The 17,430-nt window shown below is 44.3% G+C and carries 20 protein-coding genes; 10 read left to right on the top strand and 10 right to left on the bottom strand.

Annotated features, from left to right (window positions below; all coding sequences use genetic code 11):
* Positions 1 to 137 precede the first annotated feature (137 nt).
* The 6 genes from obgE (at position 138) to AB1I50_RS03210 (ending at position 7,620) form a co-directional block, all read left to right on the top strand.
* Entirely contained in the window at positions 138 to 1,409 is a 1,272-nt protein-coding gene (gene obgE, locus AB1I50_RS03235; protein WP_407724772.1) for a GTPase ObgE, read from the top strand.
* A 262-nt stretch (positions 1,410 to 1,671) separates the two neighbouring features.
* Positions 1,672 to 2,070 (top strand): Mini-ribonuclease 3, encoded by a 399-nt coding sequence (locus AB1I50_RS03230; RefSeq protein ID WP_407724771.1) that lies wholly within the window; start codon positions 1,672 to 1,674, stop codon positions 2,068 to 2,070.
* A gap of 4 nt (positions 2,071 to 2,074) precedes the next feature.
* Positions 2,075 to 2,950 (top strand): YitT family protein, encoded by an 876-nt coding sequence (locus AB1I50_RS03225; protein WP_407724770.1) that lies wholly within the window; start codon positions 2,075 to 2,077, stop codon positions 2,948 to 2,950.
* Positions 2,951 to 3,053: 103 nt separating this feature from the next.
* Positions 3,054 to 5,060: an alpha-amylase family glycosyl hydrolase gene (locus AB1I50_RS03220; protein ID WP_407724769.1), complete on the top strand. Its 2,007-nt coding sequence runs from the start codon at positions 3,054 to 3,056 to the stop codon at positions 5,058 to 5,060.
* Between the two features lie 187 nt (positions 5,061 to 5,247).
* Positions 5,248 to 6,066, top strand: a complete 819-nt coding sequence (locus tag AB1I50_RS03215) for an enhanced serine sensitivity protein SseB (protein WP_407724768.1) — start codon at positions 5,248 to 5,250, stop codon at positions 6,064 to 6,066.
* 507 nt (positions 6,067 to 6,573) lie between these two features.
* Positions 6,574 to 7,620: a tyrosine-type recombinase/integrase gene (locus AB1I50_RS03210; protein WP_407724767.1), complete on the top strand. Its 1,047-nt coding sequence runs from the start codon at positions 6,574 to 6,576 to the stop codon at positions 7,618 to 7,620.
* A 10-nt stretch (positions 7,621 to 7,630) separates the two neighbouring features.
* Here AB1I50_RS03210 and AB1I50_RS03205 read toward each other — a convergent pair whose 3' ends face one another.
* Positions 7,631 to 9,118: an IS5 family transposase gene (locus AB1I50_RS03205; protein ID WP_407723075.1), complete on the bottom strand. Its 1,488-nt coding sequence runs from the start codon at positions 9,116 to 9,118 to the stop codon at positions 7,631 to 7,633.
* 127 nt (positions 9,119 to 9,245) lie between these two features.
* Here AB1I50_RS03205 and AB1I50_RS03200 point away from each other — a divergent pair, with 127 nt between their 5' ends.
* Positions 9,246 to 9,425, top strand: a complete 180-nt coding sequence (locus tag AB1I50_RS03200; RefSeq protein WP_407724766.1) for a tyrosine-type recombinase/integrase — start codon at positions 9,246 to 9,248, stop codon at positions 9,423 to 9,425.
* A 64-nt stretch (positions 9,426 to 9,489) separates the two neighbouring features.
* On the opposite strand, the gene AB1I50_RS03195 is transcribed toward AB1I50_RS03200, so the two are convergent.
* Positions 9,490 to 10,620, bottom strand: a complete 1,131-nt coding sequence (locus AB1I50_RS03195; protein ID WP_407724765.1) for a helix-turn-helix transcriptional regulator — start codon at positions 10,618 to 10,620, stop codon at positions 9,490 to 9,492.
* Positions 10,621 to 11,012: 392 nt separating this feature from the next.
* Between AB1I50_RS03195 and AB1I50_RS03190 the strand changes: the two genes are divergently transcribed.
* Complete coding sequence (locus AB1I50_RS03190; protein WP_407724764.1) at positions 11,013 to 11,384, top strand: hypothetical protein; 372 nt, start codon at positions 11,013 to 11,015, stop codon at positions 11,382 to 11,384.
* Positions 11,385 to 11,424: 40 nt separating this feature from the next.
* Here AB1I50_RS03190 and AB1I50_RS03185 read toward each other — a convergent pair whose 3' ends face one another.
* Both AB1I50_RS03185 and AB1I50_RS03180 read right to left on the bottom strand, forming a co-directional pair.
* Positions 11,425 to 12,012: a recombinase family protein gene (locus tag AB1I50_RS03185; protein ID WP_407724763.1), complete on the bottom strand. Its 588-nt coding sequence runs from the start codon at positions 12,010 to 12,012 to the stop codon at positions 11,425 to 11,427.
* A gap of 57 nt (positions 12,013 to 12,069) precedes the next feature.
* Positions 12,070 to 12,348, bottom strand: a complete 279-nt coding sequence (locus AB1I50_RS03180) for a hypothetical protein (RefSeq protein WP_407724762.1) — start codon at positions 12,346 to 12,348, stop codon at positions 12,070 to 12,072.
* Positions 12,349 to 12,611: 263 nt separating this feature from the next.
* On the opposite strand from AB1I50_RS03180, the gene AB1I50_RS03175 reads away from it, so the two are divergent.
* Positions 12,612 to 12,842: a helix-turn-helix domain-containing protein gene (locus AB1I50_RS03175; protein ID WP_407724761.1), complete on the top strand. Its 231-nt coding sequence runs from the start codon at positions 12,612 to 12,614 to the stop codon at positions 12,840 to 12,842.
* A 593-nt stretch (positions 12,843 to 13,435) separates the two neighbouring features.
* Here the strand turns inward: AB1I50_RS03175 and AB1I50_RS03170 are convergent.
* The 6 genes from AB1I50_RS03170 to AB1I50_RS03145 form a co-directional block, all read right to left on the bottom strand.
* Positions 13,436 to 13,606, bottom strand: a complete 171-nt coding sequence (locus tag AB1I50_RS03170; protein ID WP_407724760.1) for an HNH endonuclease — start codon at positions 13,604 to 13,606, stop codon at positions 13,436 to 13,438.
* Positions 13,607 to 13,633: 27 nt separating this feature from the next.
* Positions 13,634 to 13,825 carry an NUMOD4 domain-containing protein gene (locus AB1I50_RS03165; RefSeq protein ID WP_407724759.1) on the bottom strand — a complete coding sequence of 64 codons (192 nt, stop codon included), beginning with the start codon at positions 13,823 to 13,825 and terminating at the stop codon, positions 13,634 to 13,636.
* A gap of 190 nt (positions 13,826 to 14,015) precedes the next feature.
* Positions 14,016 to 14,594 carry a winged helix DNA-binding protein gene (locus AB1I50_RS03160; RefSeq protein WP_407724758.1) on the bottom strand — a complete coding sequence of 193 codons (579 nt, stop codon included), beginning with the start codon at positions 14,592 to 14,594 and terminating at the stop codon, positions 14,016 to 14,018.
* Positions 14,563 to 14,745 carry a hypothetical protein gene (locus AB1I50_RS03155; RefSeq protein ID WP_407724757.1) on the bottom strand — a complete coding sequence of 61 codons (183 nt, stop codon included), beginning with the start codon at positions 14,743 to 14,745 and terminating at the stop codon, positions 14,563 to 14,565. Before AB1I50_RS03155 ends, AB1I50_RS03160 begins: the two co-directional genes overlap by 32 nt.
* Before the next feature lie 20 nt (positions 14,746 to 14,765).
* A complete protein-coding gene (locus AB1I50_RS03150; RefSeq protein ID WP_407724756.1) occupies positions 14,766 to 15,140 on the bottom strand; it encodes a hypothetical protein in 375 nt (124 codons plus the stop codon).
* A 35-nt stretch (positions 15,141 to 15,175) separates the two neighbouring features.
* Positions 15,176 to 15,352, bottom strand: a complete 177-nt coding sequence (locus AB1I50_RS03145; RefSeq protein ID WP_407724755.1) for a hypothetical protein — start codon at positions 15,350 to 15,352, stop codon at positions 15,176 to 15,178.
* Positions 15,353 to 15,502: 150 nt separating this feature from the next.
* On the opposite strand from AB1I50_RS03145, the gene AB1I50_RS03140 reads away from it, so the two are divergent.
* Positions 15,503 to 16,990 (top strand): IS5 family transposase, encoded by a 1,488-nt coding sequence (locus AB1I50_RS03140; RefSeq protein ID WP_407723075.1) that lies wholly within the window; start codon positions 15,503 to 15,505, stop codon positions 16,988 to 16,990.
* The last annotated feature ends 440 nt before the right edge of the window (positions 16,991 to 17,430 follow it).

The following is a 17,430-nucleotide window of genomic DNA, read 5'->3' as shown; positions in this document are numbered from 1 at the left end:
CCCGACTGAATTAATGTGGCGCGAATCTATCTTTTTCTAGCGCTCTGCACTACTTTAAATCGGGTACGGGCAGAGCCCGTCATTAATTATCCATTTTCCATTATCAATTATCAATTAACTACCCGGAGGGTATAGAAATGTTTGTAGATAAAGCCCATATAAAAATAAAAGCAGGTGACGGCGGCGACGGTGCCGTTGCGTTTCACCGTGAAAAATACGTTGCCGCAGGCGGTCCCGACGGCGGCGACGGCGGACGTGGCGGAAACATCGTCTTTGTAGCCGACACCAACCTGTCAACCCTCGCGGACTTTCGCTATAAGCGCAAATATATAGCCAAAAAAGGCGAAAACGGCAAGGGCGGACGCTGTCGCGGCAAAAACGCCGACGACTTGATTATCCGCGTGCCGATGGGTACGCTCATCAAAGAGGAGAGCTCAAACAGAATTCTCGCGGATATCTCCGACGACGAGCCCCATATCGTCGCGAAGGGCGGCAAGGGCGGCTGGGGAAATCCCCATTTTGCCACCCCCGTAAGGCAGGTTCCGAGGTTCGCAAAGCCCGGACTTCCCGGCGAGGAATTTGACGTTGTGCTTGAACTTAAATTGCTTGCCGATGTCGGACTTGTAGGCTTTCCGAATGTCGGCAAAAGCACGCTTATCTCGGTGGTTTCGCAGGCAAAGCCCGAAATTGCCAACTACCACTTCACCACCATCACACCCGTACTCGGCGTGGTATCAATGGGCGAGGGCTCGAGCTTTGTAATGGCTGATATCCCCGGACTAATCGAGGGCGCTTGGCAGGGAACAGGTCTCGGTCATCAGTTCCTCCGCCATATTGAGCGCTGCCGTATGCTCGTGCATATCGTAGATGTTTCGGGCAGTGAGGGCAGAGATCCTAAGGAGGACTTTGACGCGATTAATTCCGAGCTCGAAAAGTTCAATCCTGAGCTTGCCGAAAGACCGATGATTGTCGCAGGCAACAAGTGCGATATGGCTACCGACGAGCAGATTGAGGAGTTCAAGCAGTACGTGACGGAAAAGGGCTACGACTTTTTTCCGATTATGGCGGCTATCCGCTACGACGTCGACCCTCTGCTTAAAAAAATTCAGGAAATGCTCTCACAGCTTCCGCCGATTGCGCGGTATGAGGCAGAGCCTGCGCCTGTTTTGACCGTCGAGGACTTTGACGACCACAGCGTTACAATCAAGAATGTTAACGGAATTTACACTGTCGAAGCCGATTGGCTCTTGCAGGTTATGCGCGGAATCAACTTTGACGATTACGAGAGCTTAAATTACTTCCAAAGAGTCCTGACAAACGGCGGCGTAATCGAAGCGCTAAAGGAAAAAGGCTGTCAGGACGGCGACACCGTGTCGATTTACGACTTGGAATTTGAGTTTATCAGTTAAGAAATCATTTAAAGCCTCCCCCGTTACTTGTTACGGGAAATTCCCCTGTCAGGGGAAATGGGCGTAGCCCAAAAGGGTTGCCGTTTTCGCCAGAAAAAGGTGTCACGGCATTTTTGCCGTGACGGAGGGGGCAGACGTTGAGCTTTTGCCACGTTATGAATTGAAACGGAAAACTCGCGTTTAATCACACTAAGCCCCCTCAGTCGCTTCACGACAGCTCCCCCATAATAAATGATGGGGGAGCCTTTAAAAGGAGAATATTATGAACCAAACTACACATACTAAAGCAGACGGATATTCTCCGCTGACCCTTGCGTTTTTGGGCGACGGAGTTTACGATTTGCTCGTGCGCGAGGCGCTTGTGAACCGTGCCAACCGCCCGGCAGGCGAGCTCAACCGCCAAAAGGTGGCTATGGTAAATTGCAAGGCTCAGGCGCAGTTCAGCGAGCTTTTAATGCCGATGTTAAGTGAAAAGGAGCTTGCCGTGTATAAGCGCGGCCGTAACGCCGCTCCCAAATGCACGCCGAAAAACGGCTCGGTTGCCGATTATCACAGCGCGACCGGACTTGAATGCCTGTTCGGCTACCTCTATATCAACGGCGAAAAGGAGCGCATCGACGAGCTTTTTTCTGTCATTATACATACTACCGACAAGAAGTGATATAATGCACAGGCTCGACAGGCTTTTCAAAAACTCAATAACCGATTATATCATCATCGCCCTCGGCGCGTCGGTTTACGGCGCGTCAGTGGCGGTTTTTACTTCAAAAAACAACATCGCGCCCGGCGGACTTACAGGAATTGCCACAATGCTCAACTTCCTTTTCGGTCTGCCGATAGGCGCGATGATTTTTGTTATGAACATTCCGCTTTTTGTCTGGGCGTATTTTGACAACGGAAGGAATTTTCTGCTCAAAACCGTAATCGGTACTGCGCTTGTGTCGGTCTTTATCGACATTTTTCAAGCGGTTTTGCCGTACTACAGCGGCAGCGTAATGCTCGCCTCAATCTTCGGCGGAGCAGTCTCAGGCTTAGGTCTCGGGCTGATTTTCAGCAGGGGCGGCTCAACGGGCGGAACGGACATCATCGCGCTCAATATCAACAAACGCCTTCCGCACATCTCGACAGGCAGGCTGATTTTAATTGCCGACGCGGTTGTTTTGCTCCTTGCCGCCTTGGTTTACGGAAATATCGAGAGCGCTCTGTACGCAGGAATTACAATTTTCGTCAGCGTCAGGGTGATTGACGCCGTGACCTACGGCACATCGCGCGGAAACGGCAAGCTGATATTTATAATCTCGGACGAGTTTGAGCTGATAAGCCGTGAAATTCTTGACAAGCTCGGCAGGGGAGTGACCGTCCTCGACGGCTCAGGCGCGTACACGGGAAGTCAAAAGCGCGTTTTAATGTGCGCCGCACGTCCCAATCAGGTTGTAAAAATCACAAAGGGCGTTAAAATAATCGACAAAAACGCCTTTGTCGTGGTGACGACAGCCAATTCAATTATGGGTGAAGGTTTCTATAATTCTGAAAAAGAATAATAATTTCCTGTTCAAAAATTATAAAAAACTATTTTATTACGCCGCTATTTATGTTATAATAAATAAGATATAAAATAACTTAAAATGAAAGCGGTGATTTTAATTGCATAAAAGAATTATAGCTATTGCTTTATCGGGCTTAATGCTCAGCGGTTCAGTCGCGCTTGCAGGCTGTAACAACGCTCAAAACAGTGCTCAGTCAAAAGACAGCAGCGGCTTCAAAAACGCCGACAAGATTGAGGAAGGCGCGATTTTGCAGGCGTTCAGCTGGGACTTTAACACCATCAAAAAATCTCTGCCCGACATCGCGGCGGCAGGCTATACCTCGGTTCAGACCTCTCCGATTAACACTTGCTTAGAGGGCGACGACGGCGGAATGGAGCTTTACGGCGACGGCAAGTGGTACTACCACTACCAGCCCACCGACTTCAAAATCGGCAACTATCAGCTCGGTACGCGCGACGAGTTCAAGGCTCTTTGCGAGGAAGCCGACAAATACAACATTAAAATTCTTGTTGACGTTATCGCCAACCACACCACGCCAAAGCTTGATGCGATTTCTCCCGATTTAATCAAGGCGGGCGGCGGCAGCACCGACACCCTGTTCCACAAGGGCAGTGCCAACGATATCAAGAACTGGGGCGACAGGCTCGAGTGCACTACATACAAAATGGGCGGACTCCCCGACATCAACACCGAACGTCCGTCGTTCCAGGATTATTTCCTCGAATTTATCAACGACTGTATCGACTGCGGAGCGGACGGCTTCCGCTATGACACCGCAAAGCATATCGGACTTCCCGACGACCCCAAGGAGGACGACGGTTTTACAAACAACTTCTGGGAGCGAGTTACAAAGGACATTAAAAACGCCGATAAAATGTTCATCTACGGCGAGGTTCTTCAGGGCGATAAAGACCGCCTTACCGACTACATCAGCGCAATCGGCAGAACAACCTCAAGCTCCTACGGCGGAAAAATCCGCGGAGATTTAACGAGCAGTTTTGTGGATGTTTCAGGCGTTCAGGACTACTGGATAGGCGACGCTGAGCCCAAGGTTGTAACATGGGTTGAGTCGCACGACAACTACATTAATGATGGCACTTCAATGCAGCTCACAAACGACCAAATCGCTCTCGGCTGGGCGATTATCACCGCGCGCAAGGACGGCACTCCGCTGTTCTTTGCACGTCCGTATATGAGCAGCGCTGAAAACGAATGGGGAATGAACCGTATCGGCGCTCAGGGCGACGATATTTACAAGGACAACAGGGTAAAGGCTGTCAACTTCTTCCGCACCGCGATGATTGGCGAGGACGAGACTCTTGTTAACCCGAACGACGATTCATCTGCAATCATCATCGAGCGCGGCAAAAAGGGCGCGGTAATCGTAAACACCACAGGCGAGCTCAAAACAGATTTTGAGATTAACCTGCCCGACGGCACATACACCGACCGCGTGGACAACAAAACCGAGTACACCGTCAAGGGCGGCAAGCTCAGCAGTGAAAATGCAATTCCGGCAAATTCGGTAGTAGTACTCTACAACGACGGCTACACCGAGTACGCTCCGTGCGCGAACGTCGGCGTTGCGGACAATACTGTTTTTACGACCGACAAGACCTCGACCGAAATAACCTTGAAGCTCGAAAACGCCGAGACAGGTAAATATTCGGTAGACGGCGCCGAGGCAAAGGAATTCAAAAACGGCGACAAAATCACTGTCAATAAGCCCGAAAAAGGCAACGTTGCCAAAATTGAGCTGACAGCCGAAAACGAAAAGGGAACGCCCACCTACGAGCGTATCGAAATCACCTTCCGCGAGACCTATAAGGTGGCTAACGGCACAAAGATTTACTTTGAAAAGCCTGCCGAGTGGCGCGACGAAATTAACGTTTACGCCTACGACAAAAACGTTGTTGAGAACGCTCCGTGGCCGGGCAAGCCCATGACCAAGGAAGCCGACGGCAAATACAGCTACACCTTTGACAAGGATTGGGACAGTCCGCTGATTATCTTTAACGACGGCGAGCGAATCGACAGTGTTCAATATCCCGAGAGCAACGGACTTAAGGTTGAGCCTGATAAGGTATATAAAGTACAGTATTAAGGCAACACCGCACAATTCGCGGTGCACGCCTTGCTTGAATATTATTCCGCCAGACTGCCCAAAAAATCTCGGCAAGGCGTCAGCCTTACCTCAATTTATTTGAGCACTCTGACGAAAAATCTTAAATTGCAATCCGCACACCTGAATTGTGCGGTATTGCCCTAAGCACAAATCGGAGGAAAATAAAATGAGCGAATTACATAATATGAAGATGGAAAACAGCGAGGTACCTGCTGAGCAAATAAAAAACCCCGAGCTTCTCGAGGCGATTGAAAAAATGCAGGCGGACGGCAATCCCGAGAACATCAACGCGATGATTAACAAGGTTGTCAACGCAAAGTTTATCCTGCCTGCGATGATGAAGCAAATTCCGCAGGCTCGCACCGAAAACGGCAGAACCGTTATGAGCAACGCGACTCAGGTGCAGTTCAGACTTCTCGAGAACAACAAAAATGAGCGTTTCTTCGGAGCGTTTTCCGATACCGACGAGCTGTTTAAGTGGAACGGCAACGAAAAGGCGACAAAGGTTGTAACCGATTTTGACAGCCTTGCGGCTATGGTGATGGACCCCAAGGCGAACGTCCTCGGCTTTGTCATCAACCCCTTCGGCAAGAGCGTTACCTTCCCGAAAAATATGGTTAACTCAATCAAGCAGCAGCGCGACTATATGCGCCACGAGCAGAATATGCTCAAGGGCGGCGAGGTCAAGGTCGGTGAGCCCAAGGAGTACCCGATTGATTTGATGGCGGCGCTAATCAACCATTTTTCGACCGAGCCGAACGTAAACGCCGCTTACCTCAGACTTGTTGAGCAGGACGGCCAGCTCAGCTACTTTATCGTAGTTGATTTTTACGGCGATATGGAGCAGACATTCAAGGATATCTCCGACATCGCCCAGCCCTTTATCGACGAGCAGTTCCAGCTCTCGATGATGCCCTACTCAATGGAGTTTGCAAAGAACGCGGTCAAGGGAATTGAGCCGTTCTACAAAAAAGCGCAGGAGTAAATTAGAGTTAAGAGTTGAGAGTTGAGAGTTTAGAGTTTAATTAATTAACCGGAAACATTTGTTAGTAACCGTAGGGGCAAGGGCAAGCCTTGCCCCTACAATAAAACCAATAAGATACATCGTAGTGACAGCCCTTGCGGCTGTCTTTTTGCGTTTAAAAGTAAAAGGAGCAGGATTTCTCCTACTCCTTAAAAGCTCAGATTTTATGCGGCTTTTTACTTACCAAAATATCTCTTTAATAAGCCCTTAAAGCCTGCGCCGTGTCTTGCCTCGTCCTTAGCCATCTCGTACAAGTCGTTCGCTGCGCTCACTCCTTGTTGTAGGCTCGGAAACTAAAGAGATATTATCCTTTCTTTAGTGTTTATCTACATTATAAAGCCAAAAGAAAGCAAAGTCAATACGTCTTTTTAACATCTTTGGTACAATTCTGGTACAAGTCTTGTACATCTCAAAACATCTATTTAATAAGATTTGTACAGTTTTAGTACAAGAAAGTAGGTGCTAAAAATGGCAAAACTGAATGATGTGGGTGTAATCCAAAAGAGTAATGGGCTTTGGGAATATCGTTTTGTAATGGTTGTTGATGGCATTACTATCAATCGTAAAAAGTCCACTGACGCTTTCGGAAACAAGCTTAAAACAAAAAAGGACGCAATCAAAGCAAGAGAAGCCGCTATGACAGCGGCAAGGACAGAGCGACAGCGACAGCACAAGATTCTCAGAAGAACAGTCAAAGAGGTTTTCGAGGAATATCGGAAAGAGAGCTGCGCAGGCAAGGCGTACCAAACGCTTAAAAAACAGGATTCTCTTTGGAAAAACCATTTTTCCATAAAGTGGGGAAGTCGTTTTGTTGACGATATATCCGTAGCAGAAATAAACGATTATCTCTCCGAACTTTACTATGAACAGGAATATTCCTTCCGCTATGTAGAATCCTTTTTGAAAGTCTTTTATCTGATTTTCGGTCAAGCGTATTCGCGCAATTATCTTGATGTAGATACCTATAATAAGCTGTGCGTTAATAAGTCCACAAAAATACACATGCCAAATTTGCGTGTTGATGATGATACTGATATTATCACTTTCAGTCAGGTAGAGTTGGCGCTTTTGGATAAATATTTTGAGGGAACAAACGCCGAAACCGCTTATCTTCTCGGCAGATATTGCGGCTTGCGTATCAATGAAACCTTCGGCTTGAAATGGGCGAATGTCGATTTGGAGGCAGGAACGATTTATATTGACAGACAGCAGCAGTATCAAAACAGCCTTATAAAGCTGGTAAATCCGAAAACGCGCAATGCCAAAAGGACGATTTATCTTTGTGATAAGATTTTGGAGCACTTAAAAGCCAAAAGGCAAAAGGCACTGGAGGACGCTGAAAAGTTTGCCGCTGTAAGAGCGCAAAAACAGCGGTTTATTGAAGATTTGGATGGTTCTATGATTTCAAGCTGCGAATTGGTAAATTGTTTGCCTGACGGCACAATACAAACAGTCAATTCTTTCAAATATCCGTCGCGTGAAATCAAAAGCCGCTTGGGTATCAATTTTAAGTAGTCTCTGCTCATTAACCGCACGAAACGGATATGAGGTTATTTTTCAGCTTCAGCAGCATTGATATTACGTCGTACAGGAATCCCAAAAATCGGCGCAAAGAACCTCTTGCTAATTTTTCGAGGTTCAATACCAGTAGGGAAAGCGCAATGGAACAACGGGTCGTTGTATCGAGCTTCGTTCTGATGAGTCCCAAGCCGCAGCATCTCTTTGCGAGGCTGAAGCCTCGCTCGACTTCGATACGATCCGTGTTATCACTGTATGCAGTTTTGCGTTCCTCCGGCGTCGGTTCTTTTTTTGGACGCCCCAAAGCCGGACCGGATATACGGATACCCTTGCTCTTGCAGAAAGCTCTGTTGTTCCGATTGCGGTATATCTGATCGACCAGCACCCTTTCGGGATAGCGTCCGGTTCGCTTGCGGTATCTCTCTATTGCCGAGATGAGCACATCCGCTTCATTGTAAGCGTCAAAGGATAATCTCTCTAACCGTGCGAATCCGTTTTCATCAATGCTCATATCCAGCTTTGCACCGAATTCTACCGGAGCTTTTGCTTTGCCGCGCACGATGGGTCGGATATACGGCTGAGAAATACTGACGATGCGGTCTTTGACGCTGTGAACATTGTTGTCATACATGTACTTTTGCTGTTCATACAGCTCTTTGATGACCGTTAACCGCTTGGCTTGCTTTTCGGTAAGAACTACTCCGTTGGCTAATACAAACATATCGATATAGCCGAGGTCTCGACGAATATACTGAAGCTGCTGCTTGATCGCCTTGCGGATCTTTTTCTTGGTACGCTTTTTGCATTTCGCCAAATTCAGATAATCTTTTCTCGCGTTTTTGCGATACATCCTTGGCTTGTAAAAATTGTAGGTATAGCAGATATCGTCTATGATGGATTCAAGATTTTCTCTTGCCTCGTTCAGCAGATTGATGTCCTGCGGGTAAGAGATGTTCTGAGGAGCACAGGTAGCGTCAAGAATCAATGTGCCTTTGTTGTCTGCTTCGGATTTCTCATTCTCTTTGCTTTCAGCATCCTCGCCGCCATCGGAGTGACTGTTGTTATCCGAATCATCGTCTTCATTGTTTTCAGGCAGATTGAATTGGATCATCATTTCGTTGATGTCTTCAAGGATGTCATCTGTCAGACGTTTGCGAAACTCTACCAAAAGTGACGGCGCAAAAGGCGCTTCATAAGAATATCCCGGAAGTCCGATAAAGTATTGGTAGTAGGCATTCTCCTTGATTTGCTCGACAAGCTCACGGTCGGAATAATCATATTTCTTCTGGATCATCAGCGACCCGAGAGCTGTTTGTAAAGGTTTTGCCGGCATACCGGTCTCGCTCGGAAACAGCGCGGCATATTTTATCTCGATGTCGTACCACGGTATACTCGCAGCCTTCTTTACCCAGCGGTTCTCAGGATCCATCTGCATCCCTGCGGGCTGATTGAAATCTGTAAAACTCATTTGTTGATTTCTATGGAACTTATACATACTGTCCTCTAACTTAAGTGCAAGCTTTTTTATTGCTCTTGATTATTTTCTTGCACTTATTATAGCACATTTCGATGAAAAATGCACTGTTTATCGAGAATTTTACTGATTGCTTGTTTTGAAGGCAGTGACTAAGTATCATTATCTTAGGCATACTTACGGTACGCTTATGGCTGAACAGAACACGCCGACGCATTTGCTCTGTAATCAAATGGGGCATGGGAATATTCACATTACGCAGCTTTATTATTTAGCTGTGTCCGAAACTGGCGTAGATGTGCTAAAGCAAAATCTGAATAATCTTTAATTACCGCGACAGCGGCAAGCCAAAAGAACACAGCGGCAATTTGTTAAGGTTGCCGCTGCGTTATTTAATAGAGCTTTTTGATTTTTTCGATGTATTCTGTAAACTGTTCTTTAACTTTCAGTGGATCGATTATCTTTGCTTTGTTGCTAAAACCGCAAATCCATCCAAAAAACTGGTCGCTGATTTCAACATTAACCACAACATTAAAATGTTTATCGTCCGCTTTATAATACTTTACGCCGCTTGTGCCAAATCGGTCAATCACAGTGTCCAGAAGCGGATTGATAAAGCGAATTGTTATGCGCTCCTGCTTGCCGCTGTACATTGAAAAAACGCGCTGTGTGTATGATTTTATGTCAATTGCGCGAAAGGCTTCTGCGCCCTCTCTTGGCTGATTGGTAAAGCGTATATCTCGCATTCTGTCCACGCGATAGGTGCGGATTTTCTGTGATTTATCATCAAAAGCCAAAAGATAATAGTTGCCGTCATTCAGCAGCAGCGCATAAGGGCTGACAAAATACCTTGCGCCTTGTCTGCGCTCCGCTTGCTGCTTGATGTCGCTGATGGTATATTTCAGATATTTGAAGCTGATTTTTTCGGGATTGTGCTTCTCTCCGTCAATTATTCTGCTCATAGCGGCGTTGATGGTTGACACATTTCTAAAAGTGTATTCGTTATTGGTTTTTACTCTGTCGGTCAGAAGAACATCGTGCTTGATTTGCTTGGCTTGATGTTCGCTGACAAAACCACAAATCAAGTCAATAAGTGTGTCGGTTTCCCTTTGTGTCAGAAACTTTGAAGCATAAATGCTTTCAGCGGCAAGGCGGATTTCTTCAAGCTCAAAACGTCGTTCGCGCACATAATAGCCTTTCTTATTCGGATTGTAAATGATGTAGCGGCTTTCATCGCCGTATTGTTCCAATTCTTCAACTGCTTCTTCTATAAACAAATCTTTTTCTGCCATTAGCATTGTTATATTGATTTGCTCAATGTCGCTGTAAATGGAGCGCCGTTCAGCATAAATGCCGATTCCTTTAAGATATTGGATGATTTCAGAAACGCGAACAGCATGCGATTCATCTGATTTTTGTAAAAGATAACGCATGACAAGATATGGTTTCAGCTTTTGGTTATCTTTCTTTCCGCGACCTTCTTTAAGTATTACATTGCCGTTTTCGTCTGTTTTAAGTGCCATTAGTAAACGCTCCCCTCGCTTTTTTCATTATAGCATACCAAAAGACAGAAAAAAAGAGGGGATTTTTTGTATAAGGGATTGAAAAACAGATATTGCTATGATAAAATAATTATACCACACCTACTTCTTGAATATTGAATTACTATGACTTTTTTACCATAAGGCAAAGTCTGCGTTTTGCTATGTCAAAAACGCAGACGCTCCCTCTTGGTGGTCTTTGACTGTTGGTGAATAGTCAAGAAGTTTGTGTGGTAGCAAATGGGGCTATGCGTTTTGGGTGTGTAGTTCCGTTTGGGGCTACACATTTTTTATTTTAAAGGAGCATGAACAGAAGCAGAACAAATTTTTTAAATGAACTTTAGTTGTTTTGATTAAGAAAAGGAGATAATAATATGTTTAATAACCCTTCAAAAAAAATTAAAATTATTGCCATAATTTTATTTGTGATTAATGTTGTTTTATCTTTTATTATGGCGTTCTTGTTTGGAAAAGACCCAGAATGGTCATCATATCATTTTCATTTTGGGTTTTTCTTGTTAATACTACTTTTCAGTCTGTTTTTTGGATATGTGTTATCCCTACTTGTTTATGGATTCGGTCAATTAATTGAAAACACTGAGCCGAAAGATGTTTATAACACCGAAAATAATTCTCTTGAAAGCGAAGAAAGCGAGCCCTCTGATATTGAATGGAAATGTCCGAAATGCGGAAAAATTTATCATAAATATGTTGATGCTTGTAGTTGCGGTGAAAAAATGCCTTAAGAAAATGAAGTTTGAGCGTGGCATTTGTCATTCTCATTTTCTATCCCTCCAACAGCCCAATATACTTATAAACCGTTGTTCTGCTTAAAGCGCAAATTCTCGCCAGCTCTGACAAATTCATTTTGCCAGCCTTATATGCTGGGTAGTGTCGCAGGAAGGACGCTGGAATATCATCTGCGGTTATTTGCGGTCTGCCGATTTTACGCCCTTTTGCTCTGGCGTTTGCCATACCTGAACGCACTCTGTCGCGTATAATACGCAGTTCCAGTTCTGCGAATACGCCGCTGATTTGTATAAAAGCGTTTGTCATTGGGTCGATTTGTCCGCTTGAACAATCCACGCAAATACTGCCGACAATGGACAGCCGCAAGCACTTTTCTTTGACAGTATCAATGATGTCGCACAGTTGCTTGGTGCTTCTGGCAAGGCGTGAAACCTCCAGCGTGATGATGGTGTCGCCAGCCTTCGCTGTTTCCAACAGTGTAGATAACTGCTCTTTTATTGCGCTGTCGCCGTGCTCGTATTCAAGGAATATCTTTTGCGCTCCTGCGGCTTTGAGCTCTCTGGTCTGGCGCTGAATATCTTGTTTGCTCTCATTTGTGCTACATCTGGCATATCCGTAAATCATAATACTGTCCTTTCTCCCTCTGCGGATTTTAGATTGTCCGCAGAGGGCTTTTATATGTCAGCAACTTACTGTGAAGCGTCTGCTGTTGACAGGCTTTGTAAAGTCTTTGTAGAGGTCGGAATAAAGGCGTTTGAATGTGGTGCTGTCAAAGCGGTTAGAAATTACGCTGGTGTAGCGTATAATATACTGACCGCAAGTGAGTTCTTCCACGGCTTGCCGCTCCATTTCCTCTTTAATGCTGGTGCGGATTGCGTCCGCCTTTGCCTTGACCTTTGCGGCAAGTTCATCATAGTTGTTCATTGTTTCAATAAGGTTCATCATTTCGTTTCTTGTCATTGTTATAATCTCCTTGTAGTTCATTTAGTGAGCTGTCTGATTTCCGCTGTCTTATGCCCTTACAGCTTATCGCATTTACAGAATAACGAGCCGTTTGTTCGTGTGTCCGCTCTCACTTTCATTGTCTTTATTATACACTATATCTCGCCCATAGTCAATTGACATTCTGCACGAATGTTAGAGCATAATTTCATTCAATCTGTACACTTGTATTCGTGTAGGTGTGGTGCTATAATGATTACAGTGGGAAAGGAGGATTTATTTTGCCACTTGTATATAAAATTGATGTATTACGAACATTGAAACAAAAAGGATATACTACTTATAAGCTACGCACTGAAAAGTTATTGAGCGAATCAACAATCCAAAAGCTACGCAGAAAAAAAGGCGTGGCGTGGGATAATTTAGAAACGCTCTGCGAGCTTTTGGATTGCCAGCCAGCGGATTTGATTGCCTATGAAAAAGGGGAGGGTGTCAGCGAAAAGGCTGATTGATTTTCCTGAACGCTTTACATAGGTTTTTGGCGGTTTTCAGCGGAATATTTGCCGCTGAAAAGTTGCCGCCGAAAACAAATGTTTTTCTGAACAGCGGCAAGCCGCAAGGGTGGGGCTGTATTATGGGAAGAATAGTTTTTCGTTGCTCTACTGTGTTTTGGCGTGGCTCTTTCTCTTTTGGAATAGCGTTTTGATTTCAGAGAACGATTTTTGCGGCTGACAGCGGCAAGGCAAATTAAAAACCGTAAAACGAAAAAAACGGAGGAACACGAAATGCCGTGTTTCCTCCGTTTTTGTTATTTCCAGTCCTTTAATATATCGTCAAGGGCTTCATTTAGAGCCTGCTTCATACTCTTTTCCATCATTGAAAATATGAAACTCTCCAATTCGTTCTAACGCTTTTTCTTCTTTTTCTCTTTGTCGTCATTGGTCGTCTTTTTCATTATTTTTCACTCACATTCATATTGATATTTACTGTGTAATTTTCAGGCTGTTCATTGATTTGATTTCTGACGGTTCTGTGGAACGCTTCATAAATCTACCAAGGCTCGAAACCGTCCAAATACATAGTGTCGTAATACTCTGGAATATTATCATTTATTACCATTTTTCTGTCCTCGCTTTCTTTTAGAATATTCTTTCATATTATCCGCAAACGATAGCCAGCGTAAATTATCGGCGTGATTGTTTAGTGTGTTGCCGTCAATGTGGTCTACCGTGTTTGCGTTCTCTGGGTCTGAGTTTTCGCAAAAAGCCTCCGCCACTAACCTGCTGACTAAAAGATATTTAGGCTAACCGTCTTTACATAGTGCCACTCTTGAATAACCTTTGTTATTAGCAAAAGCGGTCAATAGTTTTGCGTTGCGGTGTTTAAGGCTCTTTATACGTCCTTTATTACTGACAAGATATTTGCCGCTGTAGCCTTTGATTTCTCGCCATTCCTCATTGGGAAGGTCTTTTATTTTATCTGTTATTTTATTCACCTTCTTTCTTATTGATAGCGGGAAAGGCTTTGCCTTTCCCGAAGAAGTGGACGCTTGCGTCCACTTTCCTTACAATATAGTTTGAAAAAACATAAAAAACGATTAATAGGATTTGACAAAAATAATAAAAGCGTTATTTTTGCCTAAACATAAGTATACAGTAAATACTGTTAGGAAAAAATAACGCTTTTTATTCAATGTCCCAAAAGGCTGACGCTCCTAAATTCTGCCCTTTGGCGTGTATCTCGCCGTTTGGCATTAGCTTTGAAATAACCTTCCTGTGAATACATCCAAACTCTTTTTCAAGAACATTTTTTGCGGAACATATCACGCCAGCAGAAAGGTTTGTGTCATATTCAATCATATCATTTGTGATGATTGTATCATAATCATTTTCCCAAATCCACAAATATACTTTTAAGACACATTCCCACGCCACAGATTCGCCGTCTGACGTTCTGCTACGCGTCCTGATACGCTCGTAGTGCTCACGCGCAATTATTATCTTCTCTGCTTTTGGAATTGCTGTCAGCGTGTATGTGCGTCCAGTGTGCTGGGTTGTAATATAACCGTTCTGCTCCAATGCGTTTATCTGCTCAACAAGGCTGTTTCTGTTTTTGGTCTGTGGGCTTACGAAAAAGTATCGGCACAGGTCAGAGAGATTTCCGCTGAATTTTCCTTTGTCCGCAAGCATAGCCATAATGCGGAACTCTCCTTTTTTCAGCGGAAGCCAATCTCTATAAAACACTAAATCCTTTTCTTTCAGCATTTTTCTGCTCCTTTAATATACAATAATAGGCGTTTTTCAGCGTTTGGTCATCCTGATGGTCAAGCCAAGTTTGACAATGTTCTTCTGAATATCCCTTGTTTCTATAATAGATGTGGCATACTCTTAACGCTTCTTGTCTGTCAAAATCCATATTCTCCTCCTTCTGGCTTCTTAAGCTACCCTGAAGTTTTCAATTTCAGGGTAGCGTTCGAGAAACCACTTTTTAATTACTGGGTAGCTTTTTCCCTTGTGGCACTCTCCAATCTCACGTAGCCTTCTGTATTCGGAAAGCGCTTCTTTAACTTCATCATCGTTGCCTGAGCCGAGAATGTATTTTTCCATATATGCGTAGGTTAAACCCTTGTATGTGTTTTTGTCTGGGTTGCGCTTAATGGTGCGTGTAATTACTGTGAAATCTGGGTAATCTTTGCGGACACTTTGGAGTTTGGCGTATTCTGTGCTGTTTGTGTCCTCGCTTAATTTAGCAAAGGTTCTGTCCATAATAATTAAGTTATTGCTGAAATCGACCTTCAATGTATTTTTCATTATCATCAAATCCTTTCTTTTTATCTATATGTTTTTTATGCTGCTGTTTTGCCGAGAATTTCATCAATGCTCTTGCGCTTAATGTTCAACTCAGGAAACTGCTTAAGAAACCACTTTTTAATTTCTCCGTAGGTAGCGGTTGCCGCAAATTCCTGTTCTTCTCCTTCTTCGGTCTTGCCGCAGAGAGTATAGAAGTCGGAAAGCAATTCCATATTGTGTTTCTTAATGTAGTCACTGCCTTCAAAACAAGCAATCAGTAAAATTCTCGATAAACAGTGCATTTTTCATCGAAATGTGCTATAATAAGTGCAAGAAAATAATCAAGAGCAATAAAAAAGCTTGCACTTAAGTTAGAGGACAGTATGTATAAGTTCCATAGAAATCAACAAATGAGTTTTACAGATTTCAATCAGCCCGCAGGGATGCAGATGGATCCTGAGAACCGCTGGGTAAAGAAGGCTGCGAGTATACCGTGGTACGACATCGAGATAAAATATGCCGCGCTGTTTCCGAGCGAGACCGGTATGCCGGCAAAACCTTTACAAACAGCTCTCGGGTCGCTGATGATCCAGAAGAAATATGATTATTCCGACCGTGAGCTTGTCGAGCAAATCAAGGAGAATGCCTACTACCAATACTTTATCGGACTTCCGGGATATTCTTATGAAGCGCCTTTTGCGCCGTCACTTTTGGTAGAGTTTCGCAAACGTCTGACAGATGACATCCTTGAAGACATCAACGAAATGATGATCCAATTCAATCTGCCTGAAAACAATGAAGACGATGATTCGGATAACAACAGTCACTCCGATGGCGGCGAGGATGCTGAAAGCAAAGAGAATGAGAAATCCGAAGCAGACAACAAAGGCACATTGATTCTTGACGCTACCTGTGCTCCTCAGAACATCTCTTACCCGCAGGACATCAATCTGCTGAACGAGGCAAGAGAAAATCTTGAATCCATCATAGACGATATCTGCTATACCTACAATTTTTACAAGCCAAGGATGTATCGCAAAAACGCGAGAAAAGATTATCTGAATTTGGCGAAATGCAAAAAGCGTACCAAGAAAAAGATCCGCAAGGCGATCAAGCAGCAGCTTCAGTATATTCGTCGAGACCTCGGCTATATCGATATGTTTGTATTAGCCAACGGAGTAGTTCTTACCGAAAAGCAAGCCAAGCGGTTAACGGTCATCAAAGAGCTGTATGAACAGCAAAAGTACATGTATGACAACAATGTTCACAGCGTCAAAGACCGCATCGTCAGTATTTCTCAGCCGTATATCCGACCCATCGTGCGCGGCAAAGCAAAAGCTCCGGTAGAATTCGGTGCAAAGCTGGATATGAGCATTGATGAAAACGGATTCGCACGGTTAGAGAGATTATCCTTTGACGCTTACAATGAAGCGGATGTGCTCATCTCGGCAATAGAGAGATACCGCAAGCGAACCGGACGCTATCCCGAAAGGGTGCTGGTCGATCAGATATACCGCAATCGGAACAACAGAGCTTTCTGCAAGAGCAAGGGTATCCGTATATCCGGTCCGGCTTTGGGGCGTCCAAAAAAAGAACCGACGCCGGAGGAACGCAAAACTGCATACAGTGATAACACGGATCGTATCGAAGTCGAGCGAGGCTTCAGCCTCGCAAAGAGATGCTGCGGCTTGGGACTCATCAGAACGAAGCTCGATACAACGACCCGTTGTTCCATTGCGCTTTCCCTACTGGTATTGAACCTCGAAAAATTAGCAAGAGGTTCTTTGCGCCGATTTTTGGGATTCCTGTACGACGTAATATCAATGCTGCTGAAGCTGAAAAATAACCTCATATCCGTTTCGTGCGGTTAATGAGCAGAGACTAATGTAGTTCTCCATATAGTTGAAGGTTAAGCCTTTGAAGTGGTCTGCTTTCCTCGCTGCGCTTCTAACCTTAACATAGTAGTTAGGATAATGGCTACGTGCTTTTTGGAGCTTTTTGTACTCTTGGCTTCCAAAAAACTTAGCGGCAGCGGCAAACTTTTTTGTCATTTCAATTGTTCCGTTCTTGTCATTAATTACGAGTGCATTTGTCATGGTAAAATTCCTTTCTTTCGAGGGTTGATATATTTTTTTGTTTTTATTTTTTGTTTCCCTCTCTTTGACAACTATATTATACCATATTTTGTTTTTAACTTGGCGTTATAATGGTACTGGTATGAATGTTTTGGAAATAAAAAATTACAGCGGTAAGAATAAGCTGCTGTAAAAAAAGATGTTATTGATTTGTTTTTGGGTTGTAATCAAGATAA

Origin of the sequence: Ruminococcus sp. NATIVEDY161 (assembly GCF_045819895.1) — a bacterium.
Taxonomy (GTDB): Bacteria; Bacillota; Clostridia; order Oscillospirales; family Acutalibacteraceae; genus Ruminococcoides.
This window is presented reverse-complemented; position numbering and strand designations above follow the sequence as displayed.